Consider the following 19,292-nt stretch of genomic DNA (forward strand, 5'->3'; position numbering starts at 1 on the left):
CGCGTGCGTCAGTTCAGGCGATCAGCGCCATTTTCATTTGTTCCAAGCGGGCTTTGACCGAGGTGTCCAGCACCTCGTCACCCACGACCGCACGAATCCCGCCAATCAGCGACGGATCAAGTTCGACCTTGATGCCGAGCTTGCGTCCGAATCGCTTTTCCAGCACCAATGCAATCTCGTTCAAGGCTGGCTCGTCCAGCGGGAAAGCACTGTAGACGATGGCATCGGTGACCCCGCCTGCAGCGTTCTTGAGCGAACGAAACTGGACAGCGATCTCGGGCAGCGCGGACAGGCGACCGTTTTCAATCACCAGGCGCAGGAAATTCCTGGCAGCCGGGGGCAGCGGGTTGGTGTCATTGCCGGCCACACTGGCCATCAGATCGAACACCTGGTCCACGCTTGCCTTCGGGCTGTCAGCAAACTGGAGCAACTGGGCATTTTCCGCCACAGCCGCCAGCCTGTCCAGCCAGAGAGCGGCAGCAGTCAGGTCGGAGCCCTGCGCCTTGAACAGCGCATCTGCGTAAGGGCGGGCAATGGTAGCAAGTTCAGCCATAGTGCTTCTGTCCTGCCTACAGCTCGGTCTTCAAGCGGCTCAGCAACTCGGCATGAACCCCGGCATTGACTTCCTTGCGGAGAATCTGCTCGGCGCCCTTGACCGCCAGCAAGGCAACCTGCTCGCGCAGCGCCTCGCGAGCCTTGACCGTTTGTTGAGCGGCTTCAGCCTGGGCTGCCGCGATGATCTTGTTGGCTTCCTCGACCGCACGGGCCTTGGCTTCTTCGACGATGCCTTGACCCCGACGGTCGGCATCGGCCAGACGGGTGGCGGTCTCGGTGCGCGACGTGGCCAGTTCGGCTTCTACACGCTTGTTGGCAGTGGAGAGTTCGGACTTGGCTTTGTCAGCGGCAGCAAGGCCGTCAGAAATTTTCTGTGCCCGCTCGTCCAGCGCTTTTGTGATTGGTGGCCACACGAACTTCATCGTGAACCAGACCAGGATCGCAAAAACGACAGCCTGCAGGAACAGGGTGGAGTTAATGTTCACGGCTTATTCCTTATAGAACCTACCAGGGTTTGCCGAAAAATTAACGCAAGACAAACGGATTGGCGAATGCGAACAGCAGGGCGATGGCAACGCCGATCAGGAAAGCAGCGTCGATCAGACCGGCCAAAATGAACATCTTGGTTTGCAGGTCGTTCATGAGTTCAGGCTGGCGTGCCGAAGCTTCCAGAAATTTGCCACCCATCAGGGCGATGCCGATAGAGGCACCGATAGCGCCGAGACCGACGATCAAACCACAAGCCAAAGCGACGAGTCCGAGAATGTTTTCCATGATTGCTCCAAAGATGAGAGGAAAGGTAAAAAGAAAAGGGAAAGAAAAAGCCAACTGCCGTCAGGCAGAAAGGCCTAGTGTGAATCGTGGGCCTGCCCCACGTAAATCAACGTCAACATCATGAAGATGAAGGCTTGCAGCGTGATCACCAGGATGTGGAAAATACTCCACACGGTTCCGGCGACAACATGCCCGAATCCCAGCCAGAACATACCCGTCAGGGGGTTGAACTGCCAGGCCCACACGCCACCCATCAGGGCGATCAGCATGAAGACGAGTTCGCCGGCAAACATGTTGCCGAACAACCGCATGCCGTGTGAGACGGTCTTGGCGGTAAATTCAATCATTTGCATCAGAAAGTTGATCGGATACAAAAACCAGTGGTCGCCGAACGGCGCAGCGATGAGTTCGTGCGACCAGCCGCCGACGCCCTTGATCTTGATGTTGTAGACCAGGCAAACCAGCAGCACACTGACGGACAGGCCCAGGGTGGTGGACAGGTCGGCCGTGGGCACGACGCGCATATAGGCATGCTCCGGGTCATGGCCAGCAGCGCCGTACAACATCGTCCAGATTCTGGGCAGCATATCGACCGGCAGCATGTCCATGGCGTTCATCAGGAAAATCCAGACAAACACGGTGAGCGCCAGCGGCGACACCAGCTTGCGGCTCTTGGCATTGTGAATCACGCCCTTGGCCTGGCTGTCCACCATTTCCGACAGGATTTCAACGGCTGCCTGGAAGCGGCCAGGAACGCCTGAGGTCGCCTTGCGGGCTGCGCGCCACAAGAAGAAGCAGCCGATGATGCCCAGCAATACCGAATAGATCAGCGAGTCGAGGTTGAACAGGCTGAAATCGACAATACTGCTTTGCTTGACACTTTCGAACGAGAAATTTGTCTGCAGATGCTGCAGGTGGTGCTGGATGTACTCTCCAGACGTCGGGGCATGTATTTCAGCAGCAGACATAGGTCACCAATTTGTCAGTTCTTCAAAAAATTTATTGATCGAGTCTTGCGTGCCGGGCCGAACCACATGGCCACCCAGTACACCTTCATCGTCACCACGAAACCTGCCAGCAAAGCCAGCCAATTCAATCCTTCGACCAGCCTTGGCGCGGCAAACAGCATCGCCACCGTCAAGGCAATCTTGACCATTTCCCAGACAAAAAATCCGGCCAGCGCCGCATTTCCATGCATTGCCGATTTTTGACGCGACAGACCCCGCGCAAACAGCGCTGCGGGAATGATCACCGCCAGCGCCCCGTAACCTGCCGACCAGCCCATGCGCGCCTGGCCGGTCAACACCCAGGCCAATGCCGCCACCACGAGACCAACCACAACCTGACCTGCGCACACAAGCCACAAGGAAAAGGGAGGATTTAATTCCCGAACCTTTTTCGCTTCTTCGTGCGTCAAGGGCTTGAACCCTTCGCCTTCCGCCTCATCTGTATCGCTTGGCCCGTATGACCAGTCTGCTTCTGCCGCATTTGCCGAGGCAGATCCTTCAGGGCGCTTGGGGCATTTCGCTGCTGGGTTTGCCATTGTGATCCTCACAAATTACACGAAGGTTACGAACGCCAATCTCAGCAAAGCCTCTGATTATACGTAGAAACCCCTGTTGTTTACCAATATCCATGCGCCTGCGCGGGATTGGTGTGGTTTCGTGGCCGCTTTATGATCAGCCCGGGGTCTGGACCACAATGGCGCCTCATTCTAATGAAAGACCCGCCAATGCCTGCGTTGATGAAATTCCTCCATGTTCTTTCTGCAATCGCCTGGCTGGGTGGAGTCAGTTTCCTTCTATTTGCGTTGCGCCCTGCGGCAACTGAACTGCTGGCACCACCGCAACGGTTGCCCCTGATGGCCAAAACGCTGCAACGCTTCTTCAGCCTGGTCTGGGTGACGATTGTGGTGTTGCTGCTGTCCGGACTGGCGATGCTGATGGGCGTGGGCATGAAGAATGCTCCGGCTGGCTGGCACGCCATGCTGGGAATTGGCCTGGTGATGTTTGCCTTGTTCGGCCACATTTATTTTGGCCCTTTTCGCCGTCTCAAGCAGGCCGTCGTTGCTGCCGACTGGCGCGAAGGCGCCCGGCGCGCCAAGCAGATTGCCACGCTTTCCACTGTCAACCTGGTGCTTGGCGTGCTGGCCATTGGCGCCGTGTTCTTCCTCGTTTGATGCCTGAGCGATCCGGATCTTTGCGCGCGAAAAGGTCAGCGCGCACTGCCTTGAACACAGCCCCATGAATGCGGACCAGCCCCTGACGAGCGCTCGCAGCAGCAACGGGCGGCTGGCGGGCCTTATCAATCGCCTTCGCAGCGCACTGCCCTGCCGCGAGTCACTCGCGGCGCACCCTTGGCTCAAGCCTGTGGCGCACCGCCTGCTGGACCGCCAGTTGTGGCGCGCACAACATGAAGCCGTGGCGCGGGGCGTTGCCATCGGAATTTTCTGGGCTTTTGCCGTGCCGGTGGCGCAGTTTGCGCTGGCCACCCTGAACTGCGTCTGGTGGCGCGCCAATATTCCGGTCGCTGCCGGCATGACGCTGGTGACCAATCCGTTCACCATCGGCTTCTGGCTCTGGCTGGCCTACCGCCTGGGCAGCCTGGTGCTGGACGCGCCAGCGCCGGTTCCATTGGCCGATGGCGCCGGGATGCTGGCCTGGTTGGGCTCGTTTGGGGCGCCGACTATTCTGGGCATGGGTATTTTTGCGTTTGGCGGTGCATTGACCGGCTACCTGGTCGCCAAGCTCGCCTGGCGAATGCGCGTCGGCTTCAAACGCTGGCGCAGGCAAAACACCCCGCGCACCGCAGCAACACCGCCCGCTGGCTGAACATATCCAGCCTTTCACACTCTTCTTTTCCTCCAACCGCCGCCTGCAGCCACACCCCATGCCAATGCCCATGTCCACCGTTGCCGCCAACGCCCTGCCCGAGACGCCTTGCTACCTCAACGGCGACTTCAGCACGTTGCGGGACGCCAAGATCAGCGTGCTCGACCGTGGCTTCATCTTTGGCGATGGTGTCTATGAAGTCGTGCCTGCCTACGCCGGCAAGCTGTTCCGCTTTGAGCAGCACATGGCGCGGCTCAACCGCAGCCTGGCCGAATTGCGCATCGCCAATCCGCTGACGCAGGACGAGTGGCGCGACACAGCTCTCAAATTAATAGCAGACTATGCCCTTTCCACAGGCGCAGACACGCAAAAAAGCAATCAACTGATCTACATCCAGGTGACCCGTGGCGTGGCCATGCGCGACCACCCGATGCTGCCCGGCCTGACGCCCACAGTGTTCATCATGGTCAACCCGATGAAACTGCCCAGCGAAGCCCAGCGTGCGCAAGGCGTGGCCTGCGTCAGCGCCGGTGACTTCCGCTGGGAAAAAGCGCACATCAAGAGCACCAGCCTGCTGGGCGCGGTGTTTTCGCGCCAGATCAGTTTTGACGCCGGCGCGCTGGAGACCGTGATGTTTCGCGGCGACCACCTGAGCGAAGCCGCCGCCAGCAACGTCTGGGTGGTCAAGAACGGCACCGTGATGGGGCCGCCCAGGGACCATCTGGTGTTAGAGGGCATTCGCTACGGCCTGATTGAAGAAATCTGTCGCGCCGCCGGTATTGCGTTCGAGTTGCGCACCATCAGCCGCGCCGAAGTGCTGGCCGCCGACGAGCTGCTGCTGTCGTCGGCCACCAAGGAAATTTTGCCCATCACCTTGCTGGACGACCAGCCGGTCGGCCACGGCACGCCCGGCCCGGTGTATGCAAAACTGTACGCCGCCTACCAGCAAGCCAAACAGGAACTATCGACATGAGCGCGGAAAACGACAACGGAATCACGCCTGAAAACACGCCGGCAACGCCGCCCGACGCCGAAGCCCGCAAGGATTCGCTGATCGAATACCCGTCGCTGTTTCCGATCAAGGTCATGGGCATCAAGGCCGAGGGCTATGTCCACGCGGTGACGCATATCGCCCACCAGTTCGACCCGACGTTTGACGCCTCGACCATCGAACTGCGCGAAAGCAAGGGCGGCAAGTACCTGGGCGTGACCATCACCGTGACGGCCACCAGCCGCGAGCAGCTTGACGAGCTGTACCGCACGCTGAGCACGCACCCGATGGTCAAGGTCGTGCTGTAAAGCGTTCTGCGCGTCACTTGACAGGGCCGGGTGCGCGTTACGCTATCGGGTTGCGTCCTGACGTCACCTTTTTTCGCTCTGCTTGAACGACTCTTTCGACTCTCGCTGGTGTTATACGCCGCTGCAACCACAAACGCAGGCTTTCTTTGGGCGGGTCCAAACCTCCAAAATTGCCACAGCGCCTGACCTATGCCCACCCTTGACTGGTTGAACCGCGTCGAGGCTTTCACCACGGCCGCCCGCGTGCCCTACCGGCTGCTGGAAGAAGTGTCTGTTCGCAGCGCCGCCGCATCTGACGAAGGATATGCTGCATCTGCCTTGCCTGGGCATGGCCGGGCAACTCGATGCGCTGCTGAACTGAAAGCTTGAGAAACATGGAAACACGACAACTCGGCCGGGTCGATTACCTGCCCACCTACCAGGCGATGCAGGATTTCACTGCCGCACGCATTGAGACCACGCCGGATGCACTATGGATATGCGAGCATCCTGCGGTTTATACGCAAGGGCTGGCAGGCAAAAGCGATCACATTCTGAACTCCGGCGGGATTCCGGTGGTGCAAACCAACCGGGGCGGCCAGGTGACGTTTCACGGCCCCGGCCAGGTGGTGGTGTACCCGCTGATTGACCTGAAGCGGGCGGGCTACTTCGTCAAGGAATATGTCTACCGGATCGAGGAATCGGTGATTCGCACGCTGGCGCATTTCAGCGTGACCGGCCACCGGGTGGGCGGCTCGCCCGGCATCTACGTGCGCATGGACGACCCGTTCTCGCACGCCGCATTGAGCGGCCCGGTGAATTCGGCCGATCCGTTTCGCGGGCTGGGCAAAATCGCCGCGCTGGGCATCAAGGTCAGCCGGCATTGCACTTACCACGGGGTGGCGCTGAACGTGGCGATGGACCTGGAACCCTTCTCTCGCATCAACCCTTGCGGCTACGCAAACCTGAAAACCACAGACCTTTCTACAATCGGCGTATCGGCCAGCTGGCAGGAGGCCGCCGACGTGCTGGGCCAAAAGCTCGCCACCTACCTCGCGCCCTGACCTGACCCCAACCCATTACAAGCACACCATGAGCACACCCGAAGTCGTCCGCGAAGTCCAGAGCCTGGAAAACTACAACCCGCTGGCCAAGCAGAAGGCGGCGGCCAAGCTGTCGCGCATTCCGGTCAAGGTGGTGCAAGGCGAAATCCTGAAAAAACCCGACTGGATTCGCGTCAAGGCTGGCAGCCCGACCACGCGCTTTTACGAGATCAAGCAGATCCTGCGTGAGAACAAGCTGAACACGGTGTGCGAGGAAGCCAGTTGCCCGAACATTGGCGAATGCTTCGGCAAGGGCACGGCGACCTTCATGATCATGGGCGACAAGTGCACCCGGCGCTGCCCGTTTTGCGATGTCGGCCACGGCCGGCCCGACCCGCTGGACAAGGACGAGCCACTGAACCTGGCACGCACGGTGGCCGCGCTGAAACTGAAATACGTCGTCATCACCAGCGTGGACCGCGACGATTTGCGCGACGGCGGCAGCGGCCATTTTGTCGAATGCATACAGCGCATCCGCGAGTTGTCACCCATGACGCAAATCGAAGTACTGGTGCCCGACTTCCGGGGACGCGACGACCGGGCGCTGGAAATTTTGAAGGCTTCGCCGCCCGACGTGATGAACCACAACCTGGAAACCGCGCCGCGCCTTTACAAGGAAGCGCGCCCTGGCTCCGACTACCAGTTTTCACTGAACCTGCTGAAAAAGTTCAAGGCCCTGCACCCGGACGTGCCGACAAAGAGCGGCATCATGGTCGGCCTGGGCGAAACCGACGAGGAAATTTTGCAGGTCATGCAGGACATGCGCGACCATGGCATCAACATGCTGACCATCGGCCAGTACCTGGCGCCTTCGATGTCGCATTTGCCGGTGCGCCGCTATGTGCACCCGGACACCTTCAAGATGTTCGAGAAAAAGGCCTACGAGATGGGTTTCAGCCACGCCGCCGTCGGCGCGATGGTGCGCAGCAGTTACCACGCCGACGAACAGGCGCATGCGGCTGGCGTGGTGGACAAGCCGGCGCAGTAACCGGCCTGCGGCTTTTTAATACCGGTTGGGGTTGTTGGGACGCCGGTCGTCCCGGTTTCGCACGCCGTCGCCGTCACGGTCACCCTGGCCACGATGCTGCCCACGGTAGTCACCCCGGGACGGACCATTGTCATAAGGGACCGGATAGGCAATACAACCGGTGAGGCTGGTCAGGACCAGCACTATTGCGGCAAGCAATTTCATGATTTTCTCCGGGTAGTTCATTGGGCTTGTTTGGGCCACCACGCTGTGGCGGTCAACTTCACAAACTTGTTTGCTGATTCATTTCAGCACAATCCCCTAGCTGTCGCAGTGTCTGCCAAATGCCCGCCGTGTGAAGCTGGCGACAACATGTAATCGCGTCTTCAACTTAAAAACAAGACTGACGCACAGCCGGAGAACCGGCTGCAGCAAAGCACGGCAACGACATAGCGGATTCATTTCGAACTGGAATAACGTTTTGCGCTTGCGATCCGGGCTGCGCTGGCGGGCATGTCAGTCAGGCCATTCCGAATGTTGACTCGGCTTGAGAATGAAAAGACGCGTGGGGCAGGCGCCGGCCTTCCGTAAAGTAGCTTGTGCCTGTAGGCATGCAGCGCATTCAGTCAAAACAGGCCGGGCATAAAACTATAGTGAACAGCAGAGTTAAAGCCCAGCTCATAACCCGCCATTGAGAGACCCATTTATGAAATCAACTGACAACAAATCCGCTGGAAACCTTGACATGCCACAGGACAAAGCCTTGATGACCCCCACCGATCTGAAATCAGGGGAAACAAAGGACATCGCTGTAGCCATGAACGGCATTTTGGCCGACGTGTTCGCGCTTTATCTGAAGACCAAGAACTTCCATTGGCACATGAGCGGCCCGCATTTTCGCGACTACCATGTCATGCTGGACGAGCAGTCCGATCAGCTTTTCGAGATGACCGATCCGATTGCCGAGCGCATCCGCAAAGTGGGCGGCACGACGCTGCGCTCCATCAGCCATATTTCCAGCCTGCAAACCATCAAGGACAACAACGAAGCCTACGTCACCCCGGCTGCCATGCTGGCAGAGCTGCGCGATGACAACAAGGCATTGGGTGTTCACCTGCGCGATGTGCATGAGGTCTGCGATGCGCAACGCGACATCGCCAGCGCCAGCCTGATCGAAAACTGGATTGACGAAACCGAACGCCGCACTTGGTTCCTGTTTGAAGCCAGTCGTCCGTCGGATGACAGCGGACATTGAACTGAAAATCATTCGGTTGTCGTAAGCAGCGGGCGGACCAGTTGCTTGCCTTGCTGAAAGAAACCAGCAGCCTGAAACGAGGCGTTTTTTACGCCTGCGTTCAGGATGCCTGAAGCATCAGCGAAGGGTCTTCACTGTTCAGCACTTCTTGCGCCCACGGCTTGAGTTTTGAGGCATCTGCCCGCAGGATTTGCTGCTTCACGGCCAGAATCTGCGAGGGATGCATTGAAAAGCTCCGCAGCCCCAAACCCAGCAGCAGCTTGGTCATGTGCACGTCCCCAGCCATTTCGCCGCACACGCTGACGCCTTTCCCCCGCGCAGTGCATTCGGCAATCGTGTCGGCCACCAGCCGCAGCACTGCCGGATGGCAAGGGTTGTACAGGTGCGCCACAGATTCATCGGAGCGGTCAATGGCCAGCGTGTACTGCGTCAGGTCGTTGGTGCCGATCGACAGGAAGTCAAAATACTTGAGAAACATCGGTACCGTCAGCGCTGCTGCCGGAATCTCGATCATTGCGCCCAGCCGCACCGGCCCGTAGACGAAGCCCCGGACGTCGAGCTGCGCGCGCGCCTGGTTGATCAGGTCGATCGTCTGGCGGATTTCGCTGGCATGGGCCAGCATGGGCACCAGCAGGTTGACCTGTCCGTGCGCGGCAGCGCGCAGAATGGCGCGCAGCTGCGTCAGGAACATCGGCGGGTCGGCCAGGCTCCAGCGGATGGCGCGCAGCCCGAGCGCCGGGTTCAGGTGGTCCTCTTGCGCCTTGGTGGTGGGCCGGTCCAGCGGCTTGTCAGAGCCGATGTCGACGGTGCGGATGGTCACCGGCATGCCCTGCATGCCTTCGATGGCCCTGCGGTACGCAAAATACTGCTCGTTCTCGTCGGGCAGCTTGCCATTGCGGCCCATGAACAAAAATTCGCTGCGAAACAGCCCCACGCCCACCGCGCCGGCCTCGACCGCACCCAGCGTGTCGTCTGGCATTTCAATGTTGGCCAGCAGCTCGATGCGCTGGCCGTCCATCGTGAGCGCCGGGGTGTGGCGCAGGCGGTTCAGCCGCTGGCGCTCGAGTTCGCCCTGGCGCTGCCTGAAGCCGTATTCAGCCAGGATGATGGGCGAAGGATCAACGATCAGCACGCCGGCATCGCCGTCGATGATCACCCAGTCGTCCTGCTTGATCAGCTGGCTGGCGCTGCGTGCGCCGACCACCGCCGGAATGTCCATGCTGCGCGCGACGATGGCGGTGTGCGAGGTGCGCCCGCCCACGTCGGTGGCAAAGCCGGCGAACAGGCTCTGCTTGAACTGCAGCATGTCGGCCGGCGAAATGTCATGCGCCACCAGCACCAGCGGCACGTCCAGCGTGTCGTCGAGCAGCAGGTCCTGCTGCGCGTCCCGGCGACGGCTGCCGGCCCGCGCGGCACATTGCCGGGCGGCCTGCAGCGGTGAGGCCGAGCCTTTCATGTGGCACAGGATGCGCTCGACAACCTGCTCCAGGTCGGCCTTGCGCTCGCGCAGGTAGGCGTCTTCCATCTCGTCGAACTGGCGTGCAATGATTTCGTACTGCGTCGTCAGCGCCCATTCGGCGTTGTAATGGCGATCGGTGATCCAGTGCTTCACACCGCTGATCAGCAATTCGTCCTGCAGCAGCATCAGGTGCACATCGAGCAGCGCGGCGATTTCATGCGGCGCGTCCTTGGGCAGGTCATGCTGCAAACGCATGATTTCTTCCATCACCGCATTGCGCGACAGTTTGGCCCGCGCAATTTCGTCATCGGTGGTGGCCGGGTCGATGAAGTAATGGCTGACATCGGCCCGGCTCGACGCCACCAGCACTGCACGGCCAATCGCCACACCGCGCGACACCGCCAGACCGTGGACGGAAAAAGTCATGTGCGGCTCCTGATGAAGTGGCTAAAACTGCAAAAGCGCCAGTTGCAAACCAGCCCCCTTCCCAACCTTCCCCAAGCCGAGCAAGAAACAATACCGGACGGATTGCGCCTTATGCAAGCAGGGGCCGCGGAACCGGCTCCGCCGGGCCGCAGGGGCAGCGACCCCCTCGGGGGGCAGGGAGCTACACGCAGTGAGCGACCGTGGGGGCAACGCTCACGGCTTTGCCGGGCCGCAGGCGCAGCGGCCCCCTCGGGGGGCAGGGAGCTACACGCAGTGAGCGACCGTGGGGGCATTTACTCGCCTTCGCCGAACTTGTCCGCCACCAGCGCCAGCAAGGCCTCCATGGCGGCCTGCTCGTCCGCGCCATCGGTTTCAATATCGACACTGCTGCCAATGCCGGCGGCCAGCATCATCACGCCCATGATGCTCTTGGCATTGACGCGGCGCTCGCCCTTGCTCATCCAGACCTCGCTGCGAAAACTGCCGGCAAGCTTGGTGAATTTGGCGGACGCTCTGGCATGCAGGCCCAGCTTATTGCTGATGGTCGTGCGGGTCTTGATCATGGTTTCGTAGTGTTTGGTTTTGAGGCGCGGTCACGGCCACCTGCATCACGCCCTGGCTGGCGCCGGCCAGCGCGCGCGCCACCAGCATGTCAAGCCCTTCGTCGCGATAGCACATGGCGCGCAGCAGCATGGGCAGGTTCATGCCGGTCACCAGCTTGGTGTTGACGCCATCGACCAGCTTTTGGGCGACATTGCAGGGTGTTGCACCAAAAACATCGGTCAGCACCAGCGCCTGCGGCTGGCCGAGCTGTTTGAGCGCGAGTTTTGCCTGCGCCAGCGTAGCTTCGGGCGTTGTCTCGGGCTGCACGTCGAAAGCTGCCACGCCGGCGTCATGGTCTGGAAAAACATGGCGTACGCATTCGAGGAAGGCAGAGGCCAGCGGTGCATGGGCGATGATGAAAATGCCGTTCATTGCGCTCAATTATCAGCGTTCACACTGACAAAGTAGGCATACGCCGCAATGCAGCAACACAAATAGACCAGCATGGCCACCTGAAAACTGGCGACCTGACCCAGCCCCAGGGTCGCAAAACCGTCAATCAGCAGCCCCAGCCCCCATTGGACGACAAACACGCCGGCAAAAATGACCAGATTGAAAGCTGACAGCGCGCGTCCGGCCAGACTGGCCCGAAACGACATGCCGACAGCCGGCTGGGCCAGGCCCAGGACACTGGAAGTCATGCAAAACAGTGCCCAGCCCAGCCAGCCGGTGGCCGTGCCGGCGAAAATATTGAACGCCAGCACCGCCAAACTGAGTGGAACCCCCCAGGCGATCAGGCGCGTGGCCGACCAGCCACGGCGGGCCAGGTGGGGGTTGACCATGCCCCAGCTCCAGAAGGTCACCAGCATGCTGGCATTGATGCAGAAAAGGCCGGTGGCCGATTGCAGCGGAGTGTTGCCGGCCACCCGCACCATCCACGGCCCGGCCCACAGCGTCTGGATGGCGACCATGCCGCCATAGTTGAAGAAAGCCAGCGGCGCCATCTTGTGAAAATAGCGGCTGCGCCAGATGGACGCATAACCGGCTTCGTCATGAATGGCGCTTTCTGCATTCAACCCGGCAGGCGTCGGCAGCGCAGTCGCCCGCCAGCCCGGCACGACCCAGGCAATCGCCGCCATCGACAGCAAAATCAGCACGGCCAGCAACCAGAACAGGGGGCGCCAGCCGGTCAATGGCATCAGCCACTGCACTGGCAGCGTCGAGGCCAGCATGCCAAGCGAGCCAGTCATGAGCATCCATGAATTGGTGCGCAGCAGCGTGGCCGCGTCAAACCACCGACGGTAGCCGGTCAGCGCGGTCATGAGGCAGGCTCCCACACCCATGCCAACCAGCACGCGCGCGGTCAGCAGCCCGGCAAAACTGGTGGCCACTGAAAACGCCAGGCAGCCGACCACCGCCAGGCTCAAAAATCCCAGGATGACGTGCTTGGGCCCGTGCCGGTCCAGCCAGGTGCCCAGCGGCAGCTGGACAGCAGCAAAGCCCAGAAAAAACCCGCCCGCCAACAGCCCCAGGTCGCGCGCCTGCAGCGCGAACTCCTGCGTCAGCACCGGCGCCAGTGTGGCGATGATGGCGCGCAGCACCGCCGCGAAAAAGTAAGCCGCCGCAAACGCCAGAAAAACCACGGTGGCTGCCCGGGCGCCCAGCCGGTCTGGCGAGATGGCGATGTCTTTGGGCGTCACGGCGTCATTCAAACTTCAGGCTGGAAAAAAATGTTTCGGCCACCTCGGGTGCAATGCGCGGCGCATATATCACCACCTGGAACAACTGCGAGCCCTGCGCAAAATACGCAGCCTGTCCGCTGACGGCGGTGCCATCGGCGCGCTGCCCCTGCGCCTGCAGGCGGGTAACGGGCGTGCCGGGCGATGCACCGGGAATTTTCAGGGGCAGCGGCTGGCGGCTGGCGGGTGCGGCCTTCATGTTGGCCAGCGTCAGGTCTTGCCACAGCGCCAGCACCGGCGCCGCCTGCAAGGGGTCGCCCACATCCGCGATAGCGACGGCAAAGGTGGCACCGTCCGCATCGCAGCCCAGCATCGACAGTTGCGTCGGCCGCCCGCCCAGGGGAACAACCTTTTGCGCCTTGTCGGGTTTGCACGGCAGCAGCAGGCTCAGCCGCGTCCCTTCGGGCCGCACGTCGCGCCAGTTGAGTGCCGGGCTGCAGGCGGCAACCAGCGATAGCACCGATACCAACGCCAGCACGACGCCTGGAAAACGCGAAAAATGTGGAAAAGTCAGGAATCTGGACATGGAGGCGGTCAAAACGTGTGGAAGCTGGCCGAAAAAAGGGGCCAGTTCCACACTTTACCTTCAGCAGCGCCTTGCCACAGGCCAGCAGCATTTGGGTAACACCGCAGGCACCGCAATGGTGCTGCGCCTGGCGCCCCGGCGCACCCCATCGGGCATGATGCTTGCATGATTTTTCGGCATGTGCAAACAAGACCCCAGACCGGACAAGCCCCTGGCGACCGGGCAGCCCGGCCTCGGGCAGGCGGCCCTGCGGGACATGCTGGCGCAATTGCTGGAATCCACCGGCGAAGGCATCTACGGCATTGATCTGGACGGGCGCTGCACCTTCATCAACCGCGCCGGCGCCGAGCTGCTGGGATATGCGCCGGCCGAACTGCTGGGCCGGAACATGCATGCAGTGGCGCACCACTCGCATGCGGACGGGGCGCATTATCCCGAGCAACAATGTCCAATCTTCAAGGCGTTTAGGGAAGGCCTGCCCTGCCGCATCGACAGCGAGCTGTTCTGGCGCAAGAACGGCAGTGGACTTGCGGTCGAATACTCGTCTTATCCCGTGATTGAAAATGGTGCGGTTCAGGGTGCGGTGATCACCTTTACCGATGTTTCGGCCCGCCGCCAGACCGAGGACGCCCTGCGCCAAGCGCATGCGGTGCTGGAACAGCGGGTGAGCGAGCGCACCCAGGCGCTGTCCGGGGCACTGCAGCAGCTGCGCGAACTCTCGGCCTATGCGCACGGCGTGCGCGAGCAGGAGCGCACCCGCATCGCGCGTGAAGTGCATGACGAACTCGGCAGCCTGCTGGTGGCGCTGAAGATGGATGTCGGCTGGCTGGACAAGCGCCTGGGCGAGCAGCCCGGGCGCAGCGCGGGCGAGGCGCAATCGATGCGTGAGCGCATGCGCGGCAAATGCCAGAACATGAGCCGCCTGATCGAATCGGCGGTGGACAACGTCGGCCGCATCATCACCGACCTGCGCCCCAGCATCCTGGACCACCAGGGCCTGTGGGCGGCGCTGGACTGGCAGGCGCACGAATTCGTGCAGTCGGCCGAACTGGCCCTGGACTGGGAAATGGACGTGGCCGGTGCCGTGCCGCTGCCCGAACCGTCGGCCATTGCCATCTTTCGCATCTTTCAGGAAATGCTCAGCAACGTGGGCCGCCATGCACAGGCCAGCCGGGTGGCGATTGCCATCCGTGCCCGTGCGCAAGACATCAGCATCACGGTGCAGGACAACGGCCAGGGCGCCCACGCCGACGCCTTCGAGGCGGCCAATGCTTACGGCGTGATGGGCATGCGCGAGCGGGCGCGCCACCTGGGAGGCAGCCTTCAAATTTCAAGCCAGATCGGGCTTGGCAGCACGTTCCATCTTCGTATCCAGCTACTGAATAAATAGCAGAAATTACCATCTATGACGCCTATCCGCATCCTGATCGGCGACGACCATCGCATCGTGCGCGAAGGCCTCAAGCAGGTGCTGGCCGATGCGCCTGAAATCGATGTCGTGGCCGAAGCTGACACCGGCCCCGACGTCCTGCAGCGCGCCCTGGCGCTGGGCGGCGACAAGGGACTTAGCGCCGTACTGCTCGACATCGCCCTTCCCGGCCGCGACGGGCTGGACGTGCTGCAGGCGCTGAAAAAAAACTGGCCCCGGCTGCCGGTGCTGATGCTCAGCACCTACCCGGAAAAGCAGTACGCAGTGCGCTGCATCAAGCTGGGCGCGGCCGGCTACCTGAACAAAAGCGCCCATTCCGACGACATGATCGCCGCCGTGCGCAAGGTGGCGGCCGGCGGCCTGTATGTGTCGGCCGTGGCCGCCGAAGCACTGGCCGGTGCCATGGGCAGCGGCACGAACAGGCCCGGCGGCGCCAGCGGCACCGAGTCGCTGTCGCACCGCGAGCATCAGGTGTTCCGGTTGCTGAGCACCGGCAGGTCCGTGGGCGAAATTGGTGCGCAACTGGGGCTGGCGTCCAACACCGTCAGCACCTACCGCCTGCGCATCCTTGAAAAGACCGGCACCAGGAACGATGTGGAACTGGCCCTGTACGCCGAGCGACATCGCCAGGCACCTTCGGGCGGCTGACGGCTTCGTTCCCGAGGGCAGGGGTGTAGTGACTGCCCTACAAGACGTCGTGCAAGCCACCGCCAAATCAGGGCTCGGCCGCCCGAGGGCCTGCGGGTGGCCCGCACCTTGCAAGGCCAAGTGCATCTTCTTTTGAAAGGTGCGCGCCATGTCTGACTACTTTTCCCCCTACGACGCCGACCAGCCGCTGATGCTCAAGTGCAGCTGCGGCAAGGACCACACCGTGGCCGATCACCATCAGGAGGTCAGTGCAGACGGCGCAGTGGCGGAGTTGCGCCGGCGCAGCCTGAGCAGCGAGTTCGAGGCGTATTCCAACGCCTTCATCGAAGCCACGCTGGTCAAGGCGATTTTCCCGCAAGATGCAGTTCGCCGGCGCTTTTTGCGCGCCGTCGGCAAGGGCACGGCGATGGCCGCGATTTCCAGCCTGCTGCCGGTCGCCAGCATGCAGGCGATGGCGCAGGAGGCCGGCAAGAAACCCGGCTCGCTGGAAAAGACCAACCTGAAGATCGGCTTCATTCCCATCACCTGCGCCACGCCGCTGATCATGGCGCACCCGCTGGGCTTTTACAAACAGCAGGGCCTGAATGTCGAGGTGACCAAGACGGCCGGCTGGGCATTGATCCGCGACAAGATGATCAACAAGGAATACGACGCCACGCATTTCCTCAGCCCGATGCCGCTGGCCATCTCGATGGGCCTGGGTTCAAACGCCACACCAATGAACGTTGCCACCATCCAGAACGTCAACGGCCAGGCCATCACGCTGGCCATGAAGCACAAGGACAACCGCGATCCGAAGAACTGGAAGGGCTTCAAGTTCGCCATTCCCTTCGAGTTCAGCATGCACAACTTTCTGCTGCGCTACTACCTGGCCGAAGCCGGGCTGAACCCCGACACCGATGTGCAGCTGCGTGTCGTGCCCCCCGCCGAAATGGTCGCCAACCTGCGCGCTGGCAACATCGACGGATTCCTCGGCCCGGATCCGTTCAACCAGCGGGCGGTGTACGAGGAAGCCGGTTTCATCCATCTGCTGACCAAAGACCTCTGGAACGGCCACCCCTGCTGCGCCTTTGGCACCAGCGCCGAGTTCATCCAGCAAAATCCCAACACCTTTGCTGCGCTCTACCGCTCGGTGCTGACGGCCGCCGCCATGGCCCGAGACCCGAAGAACCGCGAAATGATCGCCAAGGTGATTGCGCCCGCGCAGTACCTGAACCAGCCCGAGGCGGTGATCAACCAGGTGCTGACCGGCAAGTTCGCCGACGGTCTGGGCAACATCAAGAATGTGCCGGACCGGGCCGACTTCGACCCGATGCCGTGGCAGTCGATGGCGGTGTGGATGCTGACCCAGATGAAGCGCTGGGGCTACGTCAAGGGCGACATCAACTACAAGCAGATTGCCGAAAAAGTCTTTTTGCTCACCGATGCCAAGAAGTACATGAAGGAACTCGGCCAGAAGACGCCCGACGGCGCCTACCCCAAGTTCACCATCATGGGCAAGGAATTCGACGCGGCCAAGGCGGACCAGTACGTCAAGAGCTTTGCCATCAGCAAATCCGCCTGAGCACGGTCATGAAAATGTTCAAAACCATGGGCTTCCGGGCGGGCCTGGTGTCGGCGCTGCTGCTGCTGGTGTTTTTGGTCGGCTGGCAAGCGGCCACCCGTACCTCAACCGTCACAGGCCCGGCCGGTGCACCTGCCTTGAGCGCCGAACAGATCGAATACCAGAAAATGATGGGCAAGGACGCCGGCAGCGGCAAGGGCTCGGGCTTTCCCACGCCCTTGCAAATGGGCCAGACATTTGTCGCCCAGCTGAGCGACCCCTTCTATGACCGCGGCCCGAACGAAAAGGGCATCGCCATCCAGCTCGGGCATTCGCTGGGGCGCGTCGCGCTCGGCTTTTTGCTGGCTTGCATCGTAGCGATTCCGCTGGGCTTCGTGATCGGCATGTCGCCCCTGCTGCGGCGGGCACTGGACCCGTTCATCCAGGTGCTCAAGCCGATCTCGCCGCTGGCCTGGATGCCGCTGGCGCTCTACACCATCAAGGACTCGTCGGCCTCGGGCATTTTCGTGATCTTCATCTGCTCGATCTGGCCGATGCTGATCAACACCGCCTTTGGCGTGTCGGCCGTCAAGCGCGAATGGCTCAACGTGGCCGCCACGCTGGAAGTGAGCCCGCTGCGCAAGGCCTTTCTGGTGATCTTGCCGGCCGCAGCGCCGACCATCTTGACGGGCATGCGCATTTCCATGGGCATTGCCTGGCTGGTGATCGTGGCGGCCGAAATGCTGGTGGGCGGCACCGGCATTGGCTACTTTGTCTGGAACGAATGGAACAACCTGTCGCTGACCAACGTGATCTTTGCCATCGTGGTGATTGGCGTGATGGGCATGCTGCTGGACCTGATGTTCGCGCAACTGCAAAAGTGGGTGACCTATGCCGAATAAACCTTCCGCCGTATCCAGCCCGGTGGGGCCCAGGCCTTTCGTGCAGATCGAGGCGCTGGCCAAGTCCTATCCGGGCAATGCCGAGCCGGTGTTCGACGAGGTCAATGTCCAGATCGAGCGCGGCGAATTTGTCTGCATCATCGGCCATTCAGGCTGCGGCAAGACCACCATTTTGAATGTGCTGGCCGGGCTGGAAACCGCCAGCGCCGGCCATGTGTTCATGGACGGACGTGAAGTGTCCGGCCCCAGCCTGGAGCGCGGCGTGGTGTTCCAGGGCCATGCCTTGATGCCGTGGCTCACAGTGCGCAAGAACATCGCCTTTGCGGTGCGCTCCAAATGGCCGGACTGGCGCGCCGCACAGGTCGATGCGCAGGTCGAGAAATACGTCGCGCTGGTGGGCCTGACGGCAGCGCTCGACAAAAAACCGTCGGCGCTGTCGGGCGGCATGAAGCAGCGCGTCGGCATTGCCCGGGCCTTTGCGATCGAGCCCAAGATGCTGCTGCTTGACGAGCCCTTCGGCGCGCTTGACGCGCTGATGAGCATCGTGCGTGAAACCCGGCAGTCGGTGTTCATGATCACCCACGACGTGGACGAGGCGGTGCTTCTGGCCGACCGCATCATGCTGATGAGCAACGGCCCGCAGGCCCGCGTGGCCGAGATCGTGCGCAATACCATGCCGCGCAACCGCCAGCGCGCCACGCTGCACCACGACCCGGCCTACTACCCGATACGCAACCACCTGGTGGATTTTCTGGTGACGCGCTCCAAGGACCTGTCGCATGGCAGGGCACCCGCGCACCCGCCCACGGTCGAGCCGGGCCGCGCGGCTGTCCCTGCAGTGGTTCCTCCCGTGCTGAAAGCCGTCGCATGAATACCACTGACATGCCCCGTCCGCCGCTGCCGCCCTTCACGCTGGAAACCGCGCGCGAGAAAGTGCAAAAGGCCGAGGACGCCTGGAACAGCTGCGACCCCGACCGGGTGGCGCTGGCCTACACCCAGGATTCGGTCTGGCGCAACCGGGCCGATTTTTTCTCGGGTCGGCCGATGATCCGCGAGTTCCTGAAGCGCAAATGGGCGCGGGAACTGGACTACCGGCTCAAGAAGGAACTTTGGGCCTTCACCGATAACCGCATTTCAGTACGCTTTGAATACGAATGGCACGACGACGCAGGTTTCTGGTTTCGCTCCCACGGCAACGAGCAATGGGAGTTCGATGCACTGGGCCTGATGTGCCGGCGCGAGGCCAGCATCAACGACGTGCCGATCAAGGCAGCCGAGCGCCAATTCCACTGGCCCCGTCCCGTGGCCGCCTGA

General features: G+C 61.7%; 25 protein-coding genes. 14 read left to right on the forward strand and 11 right to left on the reverse strand.

What is annotated here, in order from left to right; genetic code table 11:
* Positions 1 to 13: 13 nt before the first annotated feature.
* The 5 genes from H4V98_RS01065 to H4V98_RS01085 form a co-directional block, all read right to left on the reverse strand.
* Complete coding sequence (locus H4V98_RS01065) at positions 14 to 553, reverse strand: F0F1 ATP synthase subunit delta (RefSeq protein WP_196863445.1); 540 nt, start codon at positions 551 to 553, stop codon at positions 14 to 16.
* 16 nt (positions 554 to 569) lie between these two features.
* A complete protein-coding gene (locus H4V98_RS01070) occupies positions 570 to 1,040 on the reverse strand; it encodes a F0F1 ATP synthase subunit B (protein ID WP_196863446.1) in 471 nt (156 codons plus the stop codon).
* A gap of 40 nt (positions 1,041 to 1,080) precedes the next feature.
* Positions 1,081 to 1,329, reverse strand: coding sequence for a F0F1 ATP synthase subunit C (gene atpE / locus H4V98_RS01075; protein ID WP_011799683.1), 249 nt, complete (start codon positions 1,327 to 1,329; stop codon positions 1,081 to 1,083).
* A gap of 74 nt (positions 1,330 to 1,403) precedes the next feature.
* Positions 1,404 to 2,297 (reverse strand): F0F1 ATP synthase subunit A, encoded by an 894-nt coding sequence (gene atpB, locus H4V98_RS01080; RefSeq protein ID WP_196863447.1) that lies wholly within the window; start codon positions 2,295 to 2,297, stop codon positions 1,404 to 1,406.
* A gap of 14 nt (positions 2,298 to 2,311) precedes the next feature.
* Positions 2,312 to 2,872 (reverse strand): ATP synthase subunit I, encoded by a 561-nt coding sequence (locus H4V98_RS01085; RefSeq protein ID WP_196863448.1) that lies wholly within the window; start codon positions 2,870 to 2,872, stop codon positions 2,312 to 2,314.
* A 201-nt stretch (positions 2,873 to 3,073) separates the two neighbouring features.
* On the opposite strand from H4V98_RS01085, the gene H4V98_RS01090 reads away from it, so the two are divergent.
* The 7 genes from H4V98_RS01090 (at position 3,074) to lipA (ending at position 7,529) form a co-directional block, all read left to right on the forward strand.
* Positions 3,074 to 3,508 (forward strand): DUF4149 domain-containing protein, encoded by a 435-nt coding sequence (locus H4V98_RS01090; protein WP_348535230.1) that lies wholly within the window; start codon positions 3,074 to 3,076, stop codon positions 3,506 to 3,508.
* A 64-nt stretch (positions 3,509 to 3,572) separates the two neighbouring features.
* Positions 3,573 to 4,160, forward strand: a complete 588-nt coding sequence (locus tag H4V98_RS01095) for a DUF2062 domain-containing protein (RefSeq protein ID WP_196863449.1) — start codon at positions 3,573 to 3,575, stop codon at positions 4,158 to 4,160.
* A gap of 70 nt (positions 4,161 to 4,230) precedes the next feature.
* Positions 4,231 to 5,133 carry a D-amino acid aminotransferase gene (locus H4V98_RS01100; RefSeq protein ID WP_196863450.1) on the forward strand — a complete coding sequence of 301 codons (903 nt, stop codon included), beginning with the start codon at positions 4,231 to 4,233 and terminating at the stop codon, positions 5,131 to 5,133.
* Positions 5,130 to 5,459 carry a DUF493 family protein gene (locus tag H4V98_RS01105; protein WP_196863451.1) on the forward strand — a complete coding sequence of 110 codons (330 nt, stop codon included), beginning with the start codon at positions 5,130 to 5,132 and terminating at the stop codon, positions 5,457 to 5,459. Before H4V98_RS01100 ends, H4V98_RS01105 begins: the two co-directional genes overlap by 4 nt.
* 189 nt (positions 5,460 to 5,648) lie before the next feature.
* A complete protein-coding gene (locus H4V98_RS01110; protein ID WP_196863452.1) occupies positions 5,649 to 5,828 on the forward strand; it encodes a hypothetical protein in 180 nt (59 codons plus the stop codon).
* A gap of 5 nt (positions 5,829 to 5,833) precedes the next feature.
* Positions 5,834 to 6,502, forward strand: a complete 669-nt coding sequence (gene lipB, locus H4V98_RS01115) for a lipoyl(octanoyl) transferase LipB (RefSeq protein WP_280757231.1) — start codon at positions 5,834 to 5,836, stop codon at positions 6,500 to 6,502.
* 28 nt (positions 6,503 to 6,530) lie between these two features.
* The gene (lipA, locus tag H4V98_RS01120) at positions 6,531 to 7,529 is read left to right on the forward strand and encodes a lipoyl synthase (RefSeq protein ID WP_196863454.1); all 999 of its coding nucleotides are present in this window, start codon (positions 6,531 to 6,533) and stop codon (positions 7,527 to 7,529) included.
* Between the two features lie 15 nt (positions 7,530 to 7,544).
* Here lipA and H4V98_RS01125 read toward each other — a convergent pair whose 3' ends face one another.
* Positions 7,545 to 7,733 carry a hypothetical protein gene (locus H4V98_RS01125; RefSeq protein ID WP_196863455.1) on the reverse strand — a complete coding sequence of 63 codons (189 nt, stop codon included), beginning with the start codon at positions 7,731 to 7,733 and terminating at the stop codon, positions 7,545 to 7,547.
* A gap of 520 nt (positions 7,734 to 8,253) precedes the next feature.
* On the opposite strand from H4V98_RS01125, the gene H4V98_RS01130 reads away from it, so the two are divergent.
* Positions 8,254 to 8,763, forward strand: coding sequence for a DNA starvation/stationary phase protection protein (locus H4V98_RS01130; RefSeq protein WP_280757232.1), 510 nt, complete (start codon positions 8,254 to 8,256; stop codon positions 8,761 to 8,763).
* Between the two features lie 100 nt (positions 8,764 to 8,863).
* On the opposite strand, the gene ptsP is transcribed toward H4V98_RS01130, so the two are convergent.
* The 5 genes from ptsP to H4V98_RS01155 form a co-directional block, all read right to left on the reverse strand.
* Positions 8,864 to 10,648: a phosphoenolpyruvate--protein phosphotransferase gene (gene ptsP, locus H4V98_RS01135; RefSeq protein ID WP_196863457.1), complete on the reverse strand. Its 1,785-nt coding sequence runs from the start codon at positions 10,646 to 10,648 to the stop codon at positions 8,864 to 8,866.
* 293 nt (positions 10,649 to 10,941) lie between these two features.
* Entirely contained in the window at positions 10,942 to 11,211 is a 270-nt protein-coding gene (locus tag H4V98_RS01140) for an HPr family phosphocarrier protein (RefSeq protein ID WP_196863458.1), read from the reverse strand.
* Positions 11,180 to 11,623, reverse strand: coding sequence for a PTS fructose transporter subunit IIA (locus H4V98_RS01145; RefSeq protein WP_196863459.1), 444 nt, complete (start codon positions 11,621 to 11,623; stop codon positions 11,180 to 11,182). Before H4V98_RS01145 ends, H4V98_RS01140 begins: the two co-directional genes overlap by 32 nt.
* A gap of 5 nt (positions 11,624 to 11,628) precedes the next feature.
* The gene (locus tag H4V98_RS01150) at positions 11,629 to 12,891 is read right to left on the reverse strand and encodes an MFS transporter (protein ID WP_196863460.1); all 1,263 of its coding nucleotides are present in this window, start codon (positions 12,889 to 12,891) and stop codon (positions 11,629 to 11,631) included.
* A gap of 4 nt (positions 12,892 to 12,895) precedes the next feature.
* A complete protein-coding gene (locus tag H4V98_RS01155) occupies positions 12,896 to 13,456 on the reverse strand; it encodes a hypothetical protein (RefSeq protein ID WP_196863461.1) in 561 nt (186 codons plus the stop codon).
* Between the two features lie 256 nt (positions 13,457 to 13,712).
* On the opposite strand from H4V98_RS01155, the gene H4V98_RS01160 reads away from it, so the two are divergent.
* The 6 genes from H4V98_RS01160 (at position 13,713) to H4V98_RS01185 (ending at position 19,292) form a co-directional block, all read left to right on the forward strand.
* Positions 13,713 to 14,846, forward strand: a complete 1,134-nt coding sequence (locus tag H4V98_RS01160; protein WP_231374724.1) for a PAS domain-containing sensor histidine kinase — start codon at positions 13,713 to 13,715, stop codon at positions 14,844 to 14,846.
* Between the two features lie 15 nt (positions 14,847 to 14,861).
* Positions 14,862 to 15,533 (forward strand): response regulator transcription factor, encoded by a 672-nt coding sequence (locus tag H4V98_RS01165; RefSeq protein ID WP_196863463.1) that lies wholly within the window; start codon positions 14,862 to 14,864, stop codon positions 15,531 to 15,533.
* Positions 15,534 to 15,681: 148 nt separating this feature from the next.
* Positions 15,682 to 17,097 (forward strand): CmpA/NrtA family ABC transporter substrate-binding protein, encoded by a 1,416-nt coding sequence (locus H4V98_RS01170; RefSeq protein WP_196863464.1) that lies wholly within the window; start codon positions 15,682 to 15,684, stop codon positions 17,095 to 17,097.
* Between the two features lie 8 nt (positions 17,098 to 17,105).
* Positions 17,106 to 17,978: a nitrate ABC transporter permease gene (ntrB, locus tag H4V98_RS01175; protein WP_196863465.1), complete on the forward strand. Its 873-nt coding sequence runs from the start codon at positions 17,106 to 17,108 to the stop codon at positions 17,976 to 17,978.
* A complete protein-coding gene (locus H4V98_RS01180; RefSeq protein ID WP_196863466.1) occupies positions 17,968 to 18,849 on the forward strand; it encodes an ABC transporter ATP-binding protein in 882 nt (293 codons plus the stop codon). Before ntrB ends, H4V98_RS01180 begins: the two co-directional genes overlap by 11 nt.
* On the forward strand, positions 18,846 to 19,292 hold the full coding sequence (locus tag H4V98_RS01185) for a nuclear transport factor 2 family protein (RefSeq protein ID WP_196863467.1): 447 nt from the start codon (positions 18,846 to 18,848) through the stop codon (positions 19,290 to 19,292). The genes H4V98_RS01180 and H4V98_RS01185 overlap by 4 nt, the downstream gene beginning before the upstream one ends.

It is taken from the genome of Polaromonas sp. CG_23.6, from assembly GCF_029892315.1.
Taxonomy (GTDB): Bacteria; Pseudomonadota; Gammaproteobacteria; order Burkholderiales; family Burkholderiaceae_C; genus Polaromonas.

Coding starts and splice junctions, on each gene's coding strand:
- H4V98_RS01160 (WP_231374724.1), top strand. CDS start 13,713: ATGCTGGCGCAATTGCTGGAATCCACCGGCGAAGGCATCTACGGCATT.
- H4V98_RS01170 (WP_196863464.1), top strand. CDS start 15,682: ATGTCTGACTACTTTTCCCCCTACGACGCCGACCAGCCGCTGATGCTC.
- H4V98_RS01180 (WP_196863466.1), top strand. CDS start 17,968: ATGCCGAATAAACCTTCCGCCGTATCCAGCCCGGTGGGGCCCAGGCCT.
- H4V98_RS01105 (WP_196863451.1), top strand. CDS start 5,130: ATGAGCGCGGAAAACGACAACGGAATCACGCCTGAAAACACGCCGGCA.
- H4V98_RS01095 (WP_196863449.1), top strand. CDS start 3,573: ATGAATGCGGACCAGCCCCTGACGAGCGCTCGCAGCAGCAACGGGCGG.
- atpB (WP_196863447.1), bottom strand. CDS start 2,297: ATGTCTGCTGCTGAAATACATGCCCCGACGTCTGGAGAGTACATCCAG.
- H4V98_RS01155 (WP_196863461.1), bottom strand. CDS start 13,456: ATGTCCAGATTCCTGACTTTTCCACATTTTTCGCGTTTTCCAGGCGTC.
- H4V98_RS01090 (WP_348535230.1), top strand. CDS start 3,074: ATGAAATTCCTCCATGTTCTTTCTGCAATCGCCTGGCTGGGTGGAGTC.
- lipB (WP_280757231.1), top strand. CDS start 5,834: ATGGAAACACGACAACTCGGCCGGGTCGATTACCTGCCCACCTACCAG.
- H4V98_RS01145 (WP_196863459.1), bottom strand. CDS start 11,623: ATGAACGGCATTTTCATCATCGCCCATGCACCGCTGGCCTCTGCCTTC.
- atpE (WP_011799683.1), bottom strand. CDS start 1,329: ATGGAAAACATTCTCGGACTCGTCGCTTTGGCTTGTGGTTTGATCGTC.
- H4V98_RS01065 (WP_196863445.1), bottom strand. CDS start 553: ATGGCTGAACTTGCTACCATTGCCCGCCCTTACGCAGATGCGCTGTTC.
- ptsP (WP_196863457.1), bottom strand. CDS start 10,648: ATGACTTTTTCCGTCCACGGTCTGGCGGTGTCGCGCGGTGTGGCGATT.
- H4V98_RS01125 (WP_196863455.1), bottom strand. CDS start 7,733: ATGAAATTGCTTGCCGCAATAGTGCTGGTCCTGACCAGCCTCACCGGT.
- H4V98_RS01130 (WP_280757232.1), top strand. CDS start 8,254: ATGCCACAGGACAAAGCCTTGATGACCCCCACCGATCTGAAATCAGGG.
- H4V98_RS01085 (WP_196863448.1), bottom strand. CDS start 2,872: ATGGCAAACCCAGCAGCGAAATGCCCCAAGCGCCCTGAAGGATCTGCC.
- ntrB (WP_196863465.1), top strand. CDS start 17,106: ATGAAAATGTTCAAAACCATGGGCTTCCGGGCGGGCCTGGTGTCGGCG.
- H4V98_RS01185 (WP_196863467.1), top strand. CDS start 18,846: ATGAATACCACTGACATGCCCCGTCCGCCGCTGCCGCCCTTCACGCTG.
- H4V98_RS01140 (WP_196863458.1), bottom strand. CDS start 11,211: ATGATCAAGACCCGCACGACCATCAGCAATAAGCTGGGCCTGCATGCC.
- H4V98_RS01165 (WP_196863463.1), top strand. CDS start 14,862: ATGACGCCTATCCGCATCCTGATCGGCGACGACCATCGCATCGTGCGC.
- H4V98_RS01100 (WP_196863450.1), top strand. CDS start 4,231: ATGTCCACCGTTGCCGCCAACGCCCTGCCCGAGACGCCTTGCTACCTC.
- H4V98_RS01110 (WP_196863452.1), top strand. CDS start 5,649: ATGCCCACCCTTGACTGGTTGAACCGCGTCGAGGCTTTCACCACGGCC.
- lipA (WP_196863454.1), top strand. CDS start 6,531: ATGAGCACACCCGAAGTCGTCCGCGAAGTCCAGAGCCTGGAAAACTAC.